General features: G+C 64.3%; 10 protein-coding genes and 2 pseudogenes. 9 read left to right on the forward strand and 3 right to left on the reverse strand.

Translation table 11 applies throughout. The annotated features are described in order from the left end of the window. Window positions 1-54: 54 nt before the first annotated feature. From KIH76_RS07970 to KIH76_RS07995, 6 genes are all read left to right on the forward strand, one after another. Entirely contained in the window at window positions 55-2,412 is a 2,358-nt protein-coding gene (locus KIH76_RS07970) for a beta-L-arabinopyranosidase (protein WP_236036911.1), read from the forward strand. A 56-nt stretch (window positions 2,413-2,468) separates the two neighbouring features. After that, window positions 2,469-5,348, forward strand: a complete 2,880-nt coding sequence (locus KIH76_RS07975; protein ID WP_219070186.1) for a glycoside hydrolase family 2 protein — start codon at window positions 2,469-2,471, stop codon at window positions 5,346-5,348. A 173-nt stretch (window positions 5,349-5,521) separates the two neighbouring features. Further along, window positions 5,522-6,544: a LacI family DNA-binding transcriptional regulator gene (locus KIH76_RS07980; RefSeq protein WP_219070188.1), complete on the forward strand. Its 1,023-nt coding sequence runs from the start codon at window positions 5,522-5,524 to the stop codon at window positions 6,542-6,544. Window positions 6,545-6,902: 358 nt separating this feature from the next. Continuing rightward, a complete protein-coding gene (locus KIH76_RS07985; RefSeq protein WP_219070190.1) occupies window positions 6,903-8,186 on the forward strand; it encodes a serine hydrolase domain-containing protein in 1,284 nt (427 codons plus the stop codon). Between the two features lie 139 nt (window positions 8,187-8,325). Continuing rightward, window positions 8,326-9,714, forward strand: coding sequence for an MFS transporter (locus KIH76_RS07990; RefSeq protein ID WP_219070192.1), 1,389 nt, complete (start codon window positions 8,326-8,328; stop codon window positions 9,712-9,714). A gap of 89 nt (window positions 9,715-9,803) precedes the next feature. Further along, complete coding sequence (locus tag KIH76_RS07995; protein ID WP_219070194.1) at window positions 9,804-12,476, forward strand: glycoside hydrolase family 2 TIM barrel-domain containing protein; 2,673 nt, start codon at window positions 9,804-9,806, stop codon at window positions 12,474-12,476. A gap of 22 nt (window positions 12,477-12,498) precedes the next feature. Here the strand turns inward: KIH76_RS07995 and KIH76_RS08000 are convergent, their stop codons facing one another. From KIH76_RS08000 to KIH76_RS08010, 3 genes are all read right to left on the reverse strand, one after another. Further along, window positions 12,499-13,101, reverse strand: coding sequence for a TetR/AcrR family transcriptional regulator (locus KIH76_RS08000; protein ID WP_219070196.1), 603 nt, complete (start codon window positions 13,099-13,101; stop codon window positions 12,499-12,501). A 245-nt stretch (window positions 13,102-13,346) separates the two neighbouring features. Continuing rightward, entirely contained in the window at window positions 13,347-14,336 is a 990-nt protein-coding gene (locus KIH76_RS08005) for an FAD:protein FMN transferase (RefSeq protein WP_236036912.1), read from the reverse strand. 235 nt (window positions 14,337-14,571) lie between these two features. Then, a complete protein-coding gene (locus KIH76_RS08010) occupies window positions 14,572-14,712 on the reverse strand; it encodes a hypothetical protein (RefSeq protein WP_214374111.1) in 141 nt (46 codons plus the stop codon). A 313-nt stretch (window positions 14,713-15,025) separates the two neighbouring features. On the opposite strand from KIH76_RS08010, the gene KIH76_RS08015 reads away from it, so the two are divergent. From KIH76_RS08015 to KIH76_RS11775, 3 genes and pseudogenes are all read left to right on the forward strand, one after another. Then, window positions 15,026-15,505 carry a MarR family winged helix-turn-helix transcriptional regulator gene (locus KIH76_RS08015; RefSeq protein WP_219070199.1) on the forward strand — a complete coding sequence of 160 codons (480 nt, stop codon included), beginning with the start codon at window positions 15,026-15,028 and terminating at the stop codon, window positions 15,503-15,505. 514 nt (window positions 15,506-16,019) lie between these two features. Continuing rightward, window positions 16,020-16,727, forward strand: a pseudogene (locus tag KIH76_RS11770) (ABC transporter permease); the annotation flags it as partial. Between the two features lie 207 nt (window positions 16,728-16,934). Then, window positions 16,935-17,744 (forward strand): annotated as a pseudogene (locus tag KIH76_RS11775) (ABC transporter ATP-binding protein); the annotation flags it as partial. Window positions 17,745-18,053 lie beyond the last annotated feature (309 nt).

The following is an 18,053-nucleotide window of genomic DNA, read 5'->3' on the forward strand; positions in this document are numbered from 1 at the left end:
TCAGCATCCGCCAGACGATTTTTTTATCTCTACTCGTTCATGTAAGGAACTGTCATGACAGATATCAAGCCGGCCGAAAGCTGTATGCCGGGCGCGAACCGGCTGTTGCGCTGGGGCAACGGCGTTATTTCTATGGTCTTTCTCACTTCTCGCGACGCTCCGGTTAAACTGGCCGGACTATCCGGTCGCGGCATGGGTGAGGTTCAGGAGACGACCGTTCTTCAAAGGGATCCTCGTCCGATCGTCGAATTGCGTGCGACCAACACGGGCGCCTACGACAACCGTCTCGCATACATTGACACGGTCGCCGGCTCGCAGTTGCGTTTCGTCAAGGCCGAGGTTCAGGAACCTCAGGATAACCCAGAGGGTCTGTACCGTCTGGAGATCACCCAGTTCGCATCCTATCGCCGACTGGAACCGTCCGGACGACCGATGGAGAGCACCAATCCCGCTCTGGTGCGCGAATCGGATACCGCGTGTGAGGATGCGCGGGATACCTCGCCGAACCATGACGGGGAGGATGGCGTCACGGTCGTCTCCGTCTTCGAGACCTACCCGAACCTGTCGGCCGTGCGGACGTACACCGTCGTGCGCTCGCCGGAACGTTACCCCATCGAAGCGGTCTCTTCGATGCAGCTGACCCTGCCTATGGATGCGAACGCATCGGTTGTGGATCGGTCGCGCCTGTATTGGGGAGATAATGCCTGGGCCGCCGAAAACGATTGGCATGTCACCGATCTTCGGGATCTTGCCATACGAGACCGTAATCAAGTCATCAATCCCGGAGAATCAAGCTCGCGCTTCGCGATGAGTTCTGCGTCGACTTGGTCCACCGGCGTTCACCAGCCGGCGGGAATACTTGAAGGAGCGAACCCGTCGGGAGATGCGGTGTTCTCCGTCATGTGGCAGATCGAACACAACGGCGCATGGGAATGGGAGGTCGGCGAGAACGACCCCGGCCTGCATGTCGTGGCGTTCGGTCCGGAGTATCAGGATCACCACTGGCTGACGTCTCTGGGACAAGGACACGACTTTACCAGTGTGCCTGTGTCGTTTGCCATTGCACAGGGCGACTGGCAGCATGCGGTTGCGGAGATGACCTTGCAGCGTCGTGCCCTGCGGCGAGCGAAGGCGAAAGAGCTGGGGCGTGAATCGGAGTTCGACCGTACCCAGGGCTTGGTCGTCTACAACGACTACATGAATACTCTGGGCGGCGACCCGACTCTTGAGAAGGAATTGCCGCTCATTGAGGGAGCCGCCAAGATCGGAGCCGACATCTTCTGCATCGATGCCGGGTGGTACGACAGCACCAACGGAGGCTGGTGGGACATGGTGGGGGAGTGGGCGCCCTCCACCAACCGATTCGGGGATGCCGGACTTGCCGCCGTGGCCGATCGAGTGCGCGAATGCGGCATGGGATTCGGACTGTGGCTTGAGCCTGAAGTCGTCGGCGTGAAATCACCGTTGGCGAAGAGCCTTCCTGATGAAGCGTTCTTCACCCGGTACGGCAAGCGGGTCAGCGACTCCGGACGGTATCTTCTTGATTTCCGTTCTGAATTCGTACGTGATCATGTGTCGAGCATCGTGGATCGACTGATTGCCGAATTCGGGGTCGTTTTCTTCAAATTCGACTACAACACCATGCCGGGCGTCGGAACGGATCTGAACGCGGAATCGGTCGGAAACGGGCTGCTGGACCATTGCCGTGCGTATCTGGACTGGTTGGACGATTTGCGTCGCCGCCATCCCCAGGTCATGATCGAGAATTGCGGCTCCGGCGCCATGAGGGCCGATTATGCGCAATTGTCGCGTCTCGACCTGCAATCGACCTCCGACCAGTGCGATCCCATCGTATATGCCGCAATCGCGGCAAGTGCTGGCCTGACGATATTGCCTGAACAACAGGGGAACTGGGGTTACGCTCAGCAGGAGATGAGCGATGAGACCGCCGTGTTCACCCTGGTCACGGGCATATTGGGGCGGCTGTACGTTTCGGGATTCATCAACCGGATGGACGAAACCCGTCTGGGTCTTGTCGGTGATGCCGTGTCGTTGCACCGCGCCGTATTGGAACGTCAGGATCGACTTGTTCCGTGGTGGCCCCTGGGATTGCCTGATTTCAATGATGATTGGCTTGTGTCGGGACTTGCTCAGGCCGGTGAGGACCATGCATCTCAGCCAGGCACGTCATATATGACGGTCTGGAGGAGATCGGGCGAGCCGAGCATTACCGTTGCCGTGCCCCAATCCGCCACCGTCCGTCAGATTTTCCCTGACCCATCGCGGCCGGATCACGCTCCTGATGCAGAACCGTGGAGCGTTGAACGCATTGATGATGGTCATGTCCGCATTACCGCGTCTGAGACACGCGGGCCATCGGCTCGTGTATTTGCGGTCGAAGACAACGGCTGACCAAAAATCATACTGTCATTACCTGAACGATCCACGAACAAACAAGGATGTTTCCTATGACTCATACCCCCGAAACCTTCCGTTCCATCACCGACGGCTGGACCGTTCGCGCGCTCAATCCGCAGGTTGCGCCGGCCGGACTGCGCGATGCGATAGCCGCCGGCATCCCGGCCGTCGTGCCGGGCGAGGTCACGCTCGACTTGTTGCGTGCCGGTCTGATCGACGAGCCGTTCGACGGCGACAACGAGAACCGTCAGCAGTGGATCGGCGACGTCGACTGGCAGTTCGAGACGACGTTCGACTGGCATGCGGATGGAAAGACACGCCATGATCTCGTCGCGTACGGGCTCGACACGATCGCCACCGTGATGCTGAACGGACGGCTTGCCGGCTTCGCGCAGAACTATCACCGCTCGTACCGCTGGGACGCGCGCGGCCTGCTGCGCGAGGGAGCGAACACGCTGACCGTCACGTTCGCATCGTCCGTGCGCGAATCCGACCGCCGCGAGCAGGAACTCGGCTACTATCCGCACACCGAGCACCACGCGTTCAACCAGCTGCGCAAGCCGAGTTACCAGTTCGGCTGGGACTGGGGCATCGACGTGGCGAACGCCGGCATCTGGCGCGAGATTGGCATTGACTCGTGGTCCGGCGTGCGGTTCGCCGCGGTGCGTCCGCTGGTCGACGTGCGTCCCGACGGCACCGGAGTGCTCACGACCACCGTCGAGATCGAACGGGCCGGCGACGGCCGGGTGATGAACTCCGGCGACGCGCACGCCGGACAGCAGCCGGTGCCGGTCATCGTGACCGTGGACGGTCCGGGATTGACTGAACCGGTTACGGTGAACGGCGAGGTCGGGTACGGCCGTGACAGTGAGACGATCACCGCTATCGTGCCGGATGCGCGGCTGTGGTGGCCGCTCGGCTATGGCGAGCAGCCGCTGTACGACGTGACCGTGACCGCCGGTGGCATGGCTACCGGCGGTGCGGCTGTTGACGATGCAGACACCGGCGGCGCGGACGTGGTGGTGGACGATGCGGCCACCACGGATGCGGTCGCGGCACCGGACGCCGTATGGGCCGGTCGTGTCGGCTTCCGTATCGTGCATGTCGACACGCGCGCCGACGCGCACGGCCGGCCGTTCCAGATCTACGTCAACGAGGTGCCGGTGCACGCGCGCGGCTACAACTGGGTGCCGATCGACGCGTTCCTGAGCCGCGGGGACCGCGCGTTCTACGCCGCGCGATTCAAGGATCTCGCCGAAGCCAACTCGAACATGGTGCGCGTCTGGGGCGGCAGCATCTACGAATCCGACGACTTCTACGACTTGGCCGACGAACTCGGCGTCATGGTCTGGCAGGACTTCCCGTTCGCATGCGCCGCCTATCCGGAGGACGCCGCCACCCGCGCCGAAGTCGAGGCCGAGGCGCGCGAGAACATCAACCGCTTAAGCCCGCATCCGAGCCTGACCGTATGGAACGGTTCCAATGAGAACTATGTGGCCTACGCCGAATGGGGCGGCTTCAAGCAGGCGCTGCGCGACGACGATCGCTCCGCGAACAAGTACGGTTACGGCGAAAAGGGCTGGGGCGACTGGTATTACAGCGAGCTGTTCCCGCAGCTGCTCGCCGAACTCGACCCGACGCACGTCTACCTGCCGAGCTCGCCGATGAGCTTCACCCCGTTCGTGAACGCGAACCAGGACAACGACGGCACCATGCACATCTGGGACGTGTGGAATCGCGTCGACTACACGAAGTACGCCGACTATGCGCCGCGCTTCGCCGACGAATTCGGCTACCAGGCGCCGCCCGCGTTCAGCACGCTCACGCGCGTCGTGCATGATGAACCGCTTGACCCGTTCGGCAGGCAGATGCTCGTGCATCAGAAGGCCAACGGCGGCAACATCAAGCTTGCCCGCGGTATGCGCGGCCACCTCACGCCGGGCAACATCGACGACGTGAGCTACGGCGGCGTGGTGAACGGCAGCCCGTCCGACGGCGAGCACAGCTGGCTCATCCCGACCGACGCATGGGACTCGATCGAGGACTGGCACTGGGCGTGCCAGCTCCAGCAGGCGCAGGCGGTGCGGTTCGGCGTCGCGCACATGCGCTCGCTGGAACCGGTGAACGCGGGCGCGCTGGTCTGGCAGCTCAACGACGACTGGCCGGTCGTCTCGTGGGCGGCCGTTGACTATTACGGGCACCGCAAGCCCTTGTGGCATGCGTCGCGCGACTTCTTCGCGCCGCGCTTCGCCACGATCCAGCCGCGCGTGAGCGAGTCGTTCCGTGCCGAGCACAGTTGGGAAGGCTCGCCGGTCGCGCCCGATCACCTCGAACTGGTCGTGCTCAACGACACGCGCGAACCGTGGTCGGGTACATGGACGGTACGCCGCGTGACGCTCGCCGGCGAGACGCTGGCCTCGCAGACGTTCAACGTGACGCTCGGCGCGACGGGCCACGTCAGTCTGCCGATCGCGGCCGACGTGGCCACGTTCGGCGATGCGGCGAACGAGCTGCTGGTCGCCGAGCCGGATCGCCCGACTTCCTCGGCTCCGGCTGAGGGGGCCGTCGGCAAAGCCGACCGGGGGAGCGGCGGCGCGACGTATGCCTGCGATCTCGGCTTCGCCCGCGTGATCCACAACCCTGCCGAGGTCATCGATCAGCGTCTTGACCGCACTCCGTTCGAGGCGAGCGTCGCGCCGAACGCCGACGGGCGCGGCGGTTACGACCTGACCGTCACCGCGCGATCCTACGTGCGCGACCTGTTCTGCATGGTCGACAAGGTCGACCCGACCGCGCGCATCGACGGCGGCATGGCGAGCCTGTTGCCGGGCGAATCGGTGACGTGGCACATCACGGCCGCCGCCGGTCTCGACCCGGCCGCGTTCGCCGCGCCGAACGTGCTGCGCTGCGCGAACGACCTCAAGCGTTGACGGGTCATGGTTCCGGCCTCTTCGTTACGAGGGGCCGGAACGCCGCGTCGTCATTGACGGTCATTGACGATCGTTGACGGTCATTGACGGTGACATGGGTTGCGGCATGTCTTCGGCGGATTTAAGTACAGTATTCAGTAATACTGAAATATTTAAGTAGAACGGGGCGGCGCATGCTGAAGTCAAAGGTGACCATCTCCGACGTGGCCGAGGCGGCAGGGGTATCCACCAGCGCCGTCTCGTACGCCCTGAACGGCAAACCCGGCGTTTCCGTCGAGACCCGCGACAAAGTGCTCAAGGTGGCCGATCGTCTGGGTTGGCGGCCGAACAGCGCGGCCAAGGCGCTGTCGAACGCCAGTGCGAACACCGTCGGACTGGTGATGACCCATACCACGCAGGTACTCTCGGTCGAAACGTACACGATGGAACTGATCGCCGGACTGACCGCCGAACTCGAGAAGGACGGCTATTCGCTGACCGTGCGGTACGCGAACAGCCAGCAGTCCGAACTGGAGGTGCTGCGCGACTGGATCGCGACAGGCGCCGTGGACGGTGTGCTGCTCATGAACGTCGAACTGGGCGATCCGCGCGTCAAATTGTTCTCCGAGCATTCCGGAATGCCGGCGCTGCTGCTGTGCGATTCGTCCGTGGCGGACGGGCTGACCACGTTGTCGGACGACGAGCCGAGCGCCGCGCATCTGCTGGTCGATTACTGCAGCGAGCTCGGGCACCGGCGGATCGCCCGCATCGCCGGCCCTGAGGAACTGACCCACACCTTCATCCGCGACAGTGCATGCATGGAGGAAACGGCCGCGCTCGACATGCAGTACAGCTGCTTCCATACCGACTATTCCCCGGAGGAAGGCGACAAATGCACCGAACGGCTGCTGTCGCTGCCGCAGCCGCCCACGGCCATCATCTACGACAACGATGTCATGGCCGTTTCCGCGGTTCGTACGGCCATGCGACTCGGCGTGCGCGTGCCCGAGGATTTGTCGGTCATCGCCTGGGACGATTCGTTCCTGTGCCGGGTGAACAGTCCGTCCGTCACGGCGCTCAGCCGCAACATCGTCGAACGTGGGCGTCGCGCCGCGCGCATGCTGCTCGATCTGATCGACGGCAAGACGGTGCGATCCGTCGCCGATGCGGCCAGCGAGCTCATCTTCCGCGAATCCAGCGGCCCACTTGCCTCGTAAACGCTTCGCCTTCCATCTGGGAGCACGGTCGGATCGGCGCCTGAACCATATGCCGGGCTCCCCGTCTGTCGTTGGTTTGAACGGGTTCTTCTGTGCGTGCATAGCTACTTCTCATCCTTGATATATAGCCAAATCAAAAATATCAAAAAACAGCCGAACTTCTGATGGGGTGGTGGACCGTTTGGCCAGGATGCGGGTGACGCGCGATGGGTTGCCGCATCGATGCATGACGGGGAGCGATGCGATATCTTAAGCGGTTAATATACTGGCGGGCAGAGCGGCAGACAAGCCGCGGGTACGATGGTGGCGGCGGGGCGCCGATCGGATCGCGTCCGCCGGAAAGGCAAGTGAGGCATCAATGACGAACACGCAGCAATTGATTCAGGACGCGATGGACCGTGCGGTGGAGCGCGGCGAGGTGGCCGGTGCGAACATGCTGGCCGTGCAGCACGGCGAGGAGCGCTGGTACGCCGAATCCGGCATGCGCAGCATCGAACGCGGCGAGAAGATGACGCGCGACACGATCTTCCGCCTGTATTCGCAGACCAAGCCGGTCACCGGCACGGCCGCGATGATCTTGGTCGAACGCGGACTGGTCGATCTCGGGGCGCCGGTCAGCGAGTATCTGTCCGGATTCAAGGGGCAGCGGGTCACCACCGAATTCGCCGCCGCGTCCGGTGCCGACGATCGTCTTTCCAACGACGTCCCCACCGACCAGGCCGGCTCAACCGGTTCAGCCGCCGGTGACGGCGAGCGCACCGTCCCGGCCGCCCGCGAAGTCACCGTCAAGGACCTGCTCACCATGACCTCGGGCATTCCATACGGCGACGCGAGCTTCGAGGTCGGTCGCCTCGTCGGCAAGGTCTTCGACGAACTCGACGGCCGACTGCACGGCCCGAACCCGATGGGCACGGTCGAACTGGCGAACCGGCTCGGCCAGTGCCCGCTGCGCTTCCAGCCCGGTTCGCACTGGATGTACGGCACGAGCGCGGACATCATCGGCGCGATCGTCGAGGTCGTGTCCGGCAAGCGGTTCGGCGACTTCCTGCACGACGAGATCTTCGAACCGCTCGGCATGGCCGACACCGCGTTCTACGTGCCGCAGGGCAAGCTCGGCCGTCTCGCCGCGGTCTACGACAATCCGAACAATCCGATCGACCCGGCGAACGCGGGAGGCCCGCTGCGTGAGGTCGTCACCGACCATCTCGGCGTCGAATACGCGCCGATCGCCGACCCGGCGTACCAGGCCGGCGGCGCGGGCCTGAAGTCCACGATCGACGACTACGCGAAGTTCGCGCGCATGCTGCTCAACGGCGGCGAATACGGCGGCGAGCGCATCCTGCACCCGCTCACCGTGCGCATGATGACCTCGGGCGCGCTGTCCAGGCGGCATTTCCCCGATTTCGAGGAATGGCAGCCGGGATGCAGCTACAACACGTTCATGCGCATCGTCGAGGAACCGGGCAAGTCGATCATGGTCTCGCACAAAGGCGAGTATGGCTGGGACGGTTGGCTCGGCACGTATTTCATCAACGATCCAGCGGCCGATTCGACGTTCCTGCTCAACATCCAGCTCACCAACATCGGCACGTCGCCGCTGGTGCGCAAGGTGAAGAACATCGTCAACACGCACCTGTCGTGACAGCGTGCGGCGGCTGAACGACCGGCGGCTGTCGGCTATCGGTTGGTAACTGGTGGCCGGCGACCGGCGCGCGCCTGATATGGCATGTATATGATCGCATATAACATACTTATGTAATACGTATAAAGGAGTATGTGATATGGATCGCTCGGCAACCGACGCCCCGGCATCGTCATCCCGCACTGTTTCGCAGGCCGCGCTGGCCCGCCTCGGCTATTGCGGCGCGGTCGGCTCGTTCCTGGGATCCTCGGCCATCGTCGGCCTGTCGACCACGATCACGATGTGGCAGGCCGGGCTCGGACTCGACGCCACGCAGGTCGGCGCGCTGAGCGCGGTGCTCAACTTCGCCATCGCGGCCGGATCGCTGCTCGCCGGCTGGCTGTGCGCGCGGCTCGGCATGACCCGCGTGTTCAACTGGATCAACCTGGTCTCGGCGGTCGGGTTCGTGATATGCGCGGCGGCTCCGGATTTCTGGTCGCTGCTGATCGGCGTGACCATCGTGGGGTTCGGCACGGGGCTCGACCTGCCGGTGTCGATTTCGGTGATGGCGCGCGACGCGCAGGATCCGGCCGCCGGCTCGACGCTCGTGACCGTGACCCAGCTCGGATGGCAGATCGGCATGCTGGGCTCGGCGCTGGTCGCCTTCGCGGTGTCGCGGATGCCGGGCGCGACGGGCGGACGCGTGGTGTTCGCGCTGTTCGCGGCGGTGGCCTGTGGGTTGTGGCTGTGGCGCGTGCGTTCGGGGGAGTTCGCGGCGCTGCATGCGGCGGCCGAACAGGGTGAAGACGCTACTGTCATTTCGGCCGAGCGCAGCGAGCGGAGAAATCTTGCCGGAGCCAGAGCGACGGATGGGAATGGAAGATCTCTCGACTCCGGCTTCGCCTCCGCTCGAGATGACAACACAAGTAGTACGACCTCAGCGCGAGATAGCAACAAAGCCGCCGGCCCGTTCGGCATGCCGAAGCAACTCGTCCCCGCGTTCGCATCGCTGCTCGTGTTCTACATCGGCTGGAACCTCGTGGCGAACACGTGGGGCCAGTTCCAGACCTACATGCTCGTCAATGCGCACGCCTCGCAAAGCCTCGCCACGGGCCTCGGCATTATCCTGTACGTGGTGATGTTCGCCGCGAACTGGGTGGTGTCCGCCACGGTCAACACGCGCTGGCGCAACCCGCTGTTCGTCGCGGGCGGCGTGATCGCGCTCGCCGCGATGGTGCTGATGGCTGCGGGCGGCGGATCTCTGTGGGTGATCGTCGCCGCCACCGCCATCATGTATGTCGGTCTGCCGCTCGCCGGCGAGGCGATCTGCAAGGTGTGGACGCAAGAGACGTTCCCGGCCGAATCCCGCGCCGCCGTGCAGGGCTTCATCCTCGGATTCTCGCGCCTGCTGTGCGGTCTGTTCGCGTTCGTCACCCCGGCGCTCGTGCTGCCCGGCACGATCGGCACCACGCTGTGGGGTTTCGTCGCGGTCGTGGCCGTGTTCGTCGCCGCCGGCTGCCTGTTCATGCGCATGCGCCGCGCGGGGTAGTCGCGTATCGCCCCCGTGCCGTCATGAGTGTGCCCGCTGTCGAGGTCGACTAAGGTGGTATGCAATCAGCGTGGCAAAGGATGCGGGCGATGAAGGCAGTCGATTTTAATCACGGATGGGCATACCGGCATCTTGATGCGACCGGCGAGCCGTTCGAGCCGGTGACGCTGCCGCACGACGCGATGCTGGGCGAGCCGCGTTCGCCGTTCGCCACCAGCGGCGTCAATTCCGGATGGTTCGAGGGCCGCGACTACGAGTATGTGAAGCGGTTCACGCCGGGGGAGGACCTCGCCGGCTGCGCGATGATACTGGAGTTCGAAGGCGTGTACCACGACGCCGAAGTGTGGATCGACGGCGAACTGGCGGCAAGCTGCCCGTACGGATATTCGGATTTCGCGGTCGATGTGACCGACCGGTTCGCGGCCGGGCATGAACACGAGATCCGCGTGATCGCGAGGAACGCCGACCAGCCCAATTCCCGATGGTATTCGGGGGCGGGCATCTACCGGCCGGTGACGTTGTGGGTCGGGCCGCGCGATCATATCGCGTACGACGGGGTGAGCGTGCGGACGCTGGGCATCGGCGCGGCGGATGGTTCCGCGCCGGCCCGCGTGCGGTTCGCGGTCGAAACTACCGCTCCCGGCACGGTGAGCGTGGAGGCTGCGGCAATCGGGGCGTCGTCGGGGGTGACGCTCCCCCACCCGGCTTCGCCGGGAGCCCCCTCAACCAAGGGGGCCGAGGCTTCCGCCGGCTTCTCGAGCGCGTCGGCAGACGTCTCTTCGTCAACCGCTTCGGCCGTATTGGAGCGTAAGGCAAACACCGCCGTCATCGACCTCGCCATCCCCGATCCGCGCCTGTGGTCGCCTGACGAGCCGAACCTGTACATCGCCCGCATCCGTTATGAATCGGCGAACATCAACCCAAACACCGCCCATCGCGATGCCGACGAAGCCACCGTCACCTTCGGCATCCGCACCCTCGCCTGGAACGACCGCGGCTTCCAGATCAACGGCAAACGCGTCATCATCCAGGGCGCGTGCGTCCACCACGACAACGGCGTCCTCGGCGCGTGCGCCTATGCGGACGCCGAGGAACGCAAGGTCGCCCTGCTCAAACGCGCCGGCTACAACGCGATCCGCTCCGCCCACAACCCCTGCTCGAAGGCCCTGCTCGCCGCCGCCGACCGGCTCGGCATGCTCGTCATGGACGAGTACATCGACCACTGGTACATCCACAAAACCCAGCACGACTACGTCGACCGGTTCCGCGACCACTGGCGCGCCGACCTCGCGAGCATGGTCGCCAAGGACCGCAACCACCCCAGCGTCGTCATGTACTCCATCGGCAACGAGGTCAGCGAAACCGCACAACCGCGCGGCATCCGGCTCGCCCGCGCCATGACCGAACACCTGCACCGACTCGACCCCACACGCCCCGTCACCTGCGGCATCAACATCTTCTTCAACTTCCTCAGTTCGATCGGTCTCGGCTTCTACTCGGACTCCAAGGCCGCGAAAGAGGCCGCCAAAGCCGAACGCCTGCGCCGGCGCGGCAAACTGCCCGGGCGCCGTCGTCTGGTCGGCAGCGAGTTCTTCAACAAGCTCACCGTCGTGCTCGGCGCGCGGGTCATGAAACGCGCGGCCGTGCTGCCGCCATGCGACTGGGTGACGCGCGGCGCGTTCGCCCAGCTCGACATCGCCGGCTACAACTACGGCATCGAACGCTACCTGCATGATCTGCGAACGTACCCGCACCGGCTCATCCTCGGGTCGGAAACGTTCTGCGAGGACGCGTACCGGTTCCGAGAGCTTGCCAAACGGCATCCGCGCGTGATCGGCGACTTCGTATGGGCCGGCATGGATTACATGGGCGAGGCCGGCATCGGCTCGTGGGAGTACGAGGATTACGCGCCGCTCAGGATCGGGTTCGGCTGGCTGACCGCGGGTTCCGGACGGCTCGACCTGACCGGGCGGCCACTCGGCGAGGCACTGTACACGCGCGTCGCGCTCGAGGCGGGCGGCGATCGCGGGCCGTACATCGCGGTGCGGCCGGTCAACCACACCGACGACAAACATTCGCCGAGCGCATGGAAGATGACCGACGCGATGCCGTCGTGGAGCTGGAACGGCTGCGACGGACGGCTTGCGCACGTGGAGGTGTACGTGCGGGCCGCGTCGGTGCTGCTGCTGGTCAACGGGCGTGAGGTCGGGCGGCGGGTGCTGCGCGACGACTGCGTGGCGCGGTTCGTGTGCGCGTACCGGCCGGGCGTGATCGAAGCGGTCGCGTACGACAAGGCTGGACGCGAGATCGGTCGGCGTTCGTTGCGCAGTGCGAACGATCACACCGAATTGCGGGCGACGGTCGAATGGCCGGTTGGCGGTTGGATGCCGGAGACGGATGACCGTTTGATTGGCGGGTCGGCCGACGGCCGGATCGACGACGGCCAGACCGTCGGGCTCAGTGCCGTCGCGCCCGGCCATCTCGCATTCGTACGTGTGCGGTACACCGACGATCACGGCACCGTCAAGCCGCTCGAACGCGGCCTGCTGCACGCCCGCGTGACCGGCGGCCGGCTGCTTGGATTCGGTTGCGCCGCGCCGTACAACCGCGGCAGTTTCGTGACCGGCGAGACCGGCACATACTACGGCGAGGCGCTCGCGGTCGTGCAGGTGCCTGAGGATGCACGCCCGGGCGATACGGTCGTGTTGAATGTCGCCGACGAGGAATCCCACACGGCAAAGGTTGTCATCGGCGTCGCGTGATCGTTGCGCGCGGCGGTCGGTCTCAGCGCAGGTAGTCCTCGATGTGCAACGTCTGCGCGGCGACCTGCTTGATGACCGCGTCCGGCGTGTCCGGATGCAGTCGGATCAGCGAGATCAGGCCGACGATCAGCGTGTAGAACGTCTCGTGCACGTTGCGGATCGGCAGTCCGTGCAGCGTCTCGAAATCGAGCACGGTCGTCTCGCAGAAGAAGTCCGCGATCCGGTCGGCCGCGTGGTCGATGAACTTGATGTACAGCTCGGCGTTGCCGGCCTGCATGAGCTTGGCGCTGAACGGGCCCTCGTCGGCGATGATCGCGCGGGTGAGCCGCACGATGTCGTCGAGCGCCTTGTCGATGTTGCCGGCCTCGCGTGACTTGTCCCAGTGATCGAGTTTGCCGAGCATCGCGGAGATCGTGTCGTCGATCACCGCGTCGGCCACCTCGTTTTTGTCGGCGAAGTAGTGGTAGAACAGCGAGCGCGTCATGCCGGCGCGTTCGGCGATGTCGCTGATGGTGAGTTTGGAGAAGCCGGTGTCGAGGCACGCCTCGCGGGCGGCCCGTATGATCTGCTCGCGCCGCGCGTCGCCGCGTGATGCTGTGGTGTCGTTGCGTCGTTGCTGTGCCATGCGTCGCTCCTTGTTGGTGATGGCCGGCGATGGCGGATTGCCTCGCTGTTGGAATTGAATCCCTGCCGTAAGTGTATGCCGTAAATTGACGTTGCGTCAACTTGCGTTGGTCCGGGCGTTTGCTGATGATGCGGGTGCGGTTGGCGGGACGGGGTTCGTGGGGCGTGGCAGTCGTGGGATCGGTGGGATGCGGGTGCGGGCATGCGGATGCGAGCCGTGGAAGTCCGCGGCCGGTTGCGCGCAGCCTACGCCGGCCTGACGAACAGTTCGCCCGGAAAGCCGCGGCTGACGACGGCGGTGCGATCGGGACGCAGCACCGCGCACGAGAAGGGGAAACGGCCGGCGAGCGTGTTCGGATCGGCGACGAACAGCGCGGTGGCCAGCCCGTCGGCCAACGCGGTGGGATGGGGGGCCGCGTCGGCGGCGACGGTGACCCAGGTCGCGGCGACGGAATCGGACGGACGGCCGTCGATGGCGTTGAGCAGGTGGTGTAGCCGGAGCCGGCCGGATGCCTGCCAGTGGCGGCGGCTGGGCGCGCTGGCGCAGCAGGAGCCGTTCGATATGGCCGCCGTGCCGACCGCTCGCGTGGCGTCCGCCGGATCCTCGAGCGCGATCGTGACGGGCTGCGAGGGTCGGGCGGTGAGATCGCCGCCCGCGTCGATCAGCAGCTCGGGGGAGCGCTTGGTCTGATCGGATCGGTTCGCGAGCCGTTCGACCGACTGGCCGGGGGAGTGCGTGAGCCGTTCGGCAAGCAGGTCGACCAGATAACCCTTGCCGCAGGCCCCGAAGTCGAGATGCACCGGCCTGCGCGTGATCAGCGTGGTGCCGTGCCGTTCCACGTCGCCTCGCCATGTCGGCCGGCCGTGAACCGCGCCGAGCCGCGCGTTCGCGTCGTCGGCGATCGTGAACGAGTACGCCGCGTCGTATCCGAGCCGGATCAGATCCTCGCCGACGCACGGGTCGATGGCGTCGCCGGTCGCGTCGGCCAGCCGGTCGTAAAGATCGAACAGCGCGCCCGCCCAGTCGGGAAAATCGAACTTGCCGCCATGTTCGGCCCGGCCCATCGCCGTCACCGTCGAGTCGGCGCGGAACCGCGACAGCACGGACTCGTATTCGTCGATGAACGCGGCGATGCGTGGCCGGTCGACCGGTTCGTCGGAACGTATGATCAACCCGGTGCCCAGCGCGCGCGGGAACGCCGCGGTGTGCGGCATGCGGTCACACAGAGTATTCATGATTCCGATTATGGTCGATCGCCGGTGAACGGTGATGACTGTTGTTGATCATTGATATGGGCGGGTGATTCGCACGGGCAGGTGCGGGCGCGGCATGGCCGATGCGCGCGTGCTGCCGGGCCGGCGCGACATACGGCGGCGTCGGAAGACCGTATGCAACGCATGTTCCCCAGTCCCGCAGACGGATGGGTGCCGCCGTGGGAGCCGGGGAACACGCTAAGCCGTTGACGATGTCTCAGTGGCAGACCGGACGCGGACGGTTGCCCGCGTACTGGATGGAGCCATGCACCAGCGCCGCGGTGAAATGCGCCGCGCACATGCCTGAATCAACTGCCTCGTGACTGCAGCCGACGATGCTGCAAACATTGCGTTCCATGATATATTCCCCTTCCTCGGGATCCCCCAGTGGCTTTCTTCTCTGCCGTCTTCTGTGTCGGTAGTATCCACGATACATGCAGATGGTCATATTGTGAACGGCAAATGCGTGATTTCGTGTCGTGACTCACGTTTTTCGGCGTGTTTAGCGCGACAATACCGCAAAATAGTGAGTTTTGTGGCCCGTTGCACAGTTGTCCGCGGCGGTTGTCGACGGCGGAGACGCGATGCGTCGCCGGCGGTATCGATATTGTTTACACTGTAAGATATATTGATGGCGGTCGTTGTCGATTTCATGATGGAAGGTGCGGCTGATGGGATTTGAGCAGGATGCGGTTTCCGAGCTGTGGCGCACCGCCTGGTGCCATCGCTCGGACATGCAGCGCGAGTTGACGCGCGGCGCGCAGGGCGAGATGTTCGCGATCCGGCAGCTGGCCCATCGCGGCACGATGACCCCGTCGCAGCTGGCGGCCGCGCTCAACGCGACGTCCGGCCGCATCTCGACGCTGCTGTCCTCGATGGAGAAAAAGGGCCTGATCACGCGTGAAACCGACCCTGACGACCGCCGCGTGGTGCTGGTGAACCTGACCGATGCCGGGCGTGAACGCGGCCGGAAGGACATGGAGGAGATGCGCGATGCGGTGTGCTGGATCTTCTCGCAGATGGGGGAGCGGCGCACGCGCGAGTTCGTCGATCTGACGCGCGAGTTCATGACGTACATGTCGATCTGCAAGCCCGGCCAGCCACGCCCGACCCCGGAGGAAGTGCGCAGGGCATTCGAGCGTCGGGAGTGAGGCTCCGGCGGTTGTTCTGACGGAGTTTGCCGTGTCGGATGAATCGGTCTTCGGCCGGTCTACTTGGGCGGGCCTGTTGTTGTCATTTTGGACGAGATGTGTTCTCATTCCTGTCATTTCGAGTGAGGCGAAGCCGAGTCGAGAAATCTTTGATGGGTGATGGGGGTAAAGATTTCTCCGCTCGCTGTGCTCGGTCGAAATGACCGGTTCAGATGTTGCGCTCGGTTGAAATGGCATTGTGGACGTTTCGCTCGGTCGGAATGAACATGGTCGGGGCGGCGCGGGTGCCTGATTCTCAGGAAACACGCAGGATTGGATGTAATATCTTACACTGTAAGTAATTTGATACTGGAAACTAACTAATCGACAGATGTCTTCGATAACCAACAACGCATAGGAGGAATCGATGCTTCGCATCATGAAATACCTCTCCAAGGCGGAGATAGGCCAGATGCTCATCGCGCTGGTCGCCATCGTCGGCCAGATCTGGTTCGATCTCGAACTGCCGGATTATATGTCCGACATCACCACGCTCGTCGAAACGCCGGGCAGCGAGATGCGCGACATCTGGATCGCCGGCGGTAAGATGCTGCTCGTCTCACTCGGCTCGGTCGCGTGCGCGGTTGTGACCGGCTTCATCGCGACCCGCGTCGCCGCCAGCTTCGGCCAACGTTTGCGTTCGCTCGAGTTCGCGAAGGTCGAATCGTTCGGCCCGGCTGAAATGAACCGCTTCTCGACTGCAAGCCTTATCACTCGCTCGACCAACGACATCACGCAGATCCAGATGTTCATCACGATGGGCCTGCAACTCATCGTCAAGTCGCCGATCATGGCCGTCTGGGCCATCATGAAGATCGCCGGCGACGGTTTCGAATGGACGCTCGCCACGGCCGTCGCCACGGTCATCCTGCTCGTCGCGATCGTGATCCTCATGGCGCTCGTCATGCCGAAGTTCAAGGCGATGCAGCAGCTCACCGACAACATCAACCTTGTTTCACGTGAAAATCTCACCGGCCTGCGCGTCGTGCGCGCCTACAACGCCGAGGACTATCAGGAGGACAAGTTCACCAAGGCCAACAAGGATCTCACCGACACCCAGCTGTTCACGAACCGCGCGATGGCCGTGATGATGCCGCTGATGAACACCGTGATGAACGGCCTCATGCTCGCCGTCTACTGGATCGGCGCGTATCTGATCGACGCGGCCGCCGCGACCGACAAGCTCACCGTGTTCTCGAACATGGTCGTGTTCTCCAGCTACTCGGTGCAGGTCATCATGAGCTTCCTCATGATGAGCATGGTGTTCGTGCTCTGGCCGCGCGCCGACGTGTCCGCGCAGCGCGTGCTCGAAGTGATCGACACCGAGCCGCTCGTCAAGGATGGCGGCGACAAGGCGGCCGATGTGGCGCGCATCGGCGGCGGTCAGACCGGCACCGTCGAGTTCCGCGACGTGAGCTTCGCGTATCCCGACTCGCGCGAGCCGATCCTCGAACATGTCTCGTTCACGGCCGAACGCGGTCAGACCGTCGCGTTCATCGGCTCGACCGGTTCCGGCAAGACGTCGCTAATCAATTTGGTACCGCGCTTCTACGATGTCTCGGCCGGCCAGGTGCTGGTCGATGGCGTGGACGTGCGCGACTGGGATCTGACCGCGCTGCGCGACACGATCGGCTATGTGCCGCAAAAGTCGGTGCTGTTCAAGGGGACGGTTGCGGGCAACATCAGCTACGGTGACGACGTGCGCTCCGGTACGACTGGCGGCGACCGCGCGGCCGGCGGTGCTGCGAACGATGGCACGCCGTCCGGCGACCGCTGCGAACGTGTGCAGGAGGCGGCCGATGTGGCGCAGGCGACCGAGTTCGTCACCCGCATGGACGGCGGCTTCGACGCGGCCATCGCGCAGGGCGGATCGAACGTGTCGGGCGGTCAGAAGCAGCGCCTGTCGATCGCGCGGGCCGTATACCGCGACCCGGAGATCCTGATCTTCGACGACTCGTTCAGCGCGCTCGACTTCAAGACCGACCGAGCGGTGCGCGACGCGCTCGGAACCCACGCGAAGGGCGCGACCAAACTGATCGTAGCGCAGCGCATCGGCACGATCATGAACGCCGACCGCATCGTCGTGCTCGACGACGGCAAGGTCGTGGGGCAGGGCACGCATCGCGAACTGCTCGACACGTGTGATGTCTACCGTCAGATCGCCGAATCCCAGCTCAGCAAAACGGAACTCACCGCGTGACGTACAACCCCGTCATATCGGCCGAACGCAGGCGAAAGGTTGTCGTTTCGACCGAACGCGAGCACGGTGTTGTCATTTCGACCGAGCGACAGCGAGCGGAGAAATCCTAAGCGCCAAGGGGCTGAAAGATTTCTCGACTCGGCTTCGCCTCGCTCGAAATGACACGTAGGAAAGGACTTATAGGCTATTCGCTGTTTGTGGTGGGTGGTTTGGGTGTGAGGTGATGCCGGTCGGGTAGGTTGGAGGCATGGATACCTCTTGTCTGTTCACCGCCGCGTTGCAGCTTCAGTCTCCTTGGAAAGTGGAGTC

This window comes from Bifidobacterium simiiventris (assembly GCF_019331715.1).
GTDB lineage: Bacteria > Actinomycetota > Actinomycetes > Actinomycetales > Bifidobacteriaceae > Bifidobacterium > Bifidobacterium simiiventris.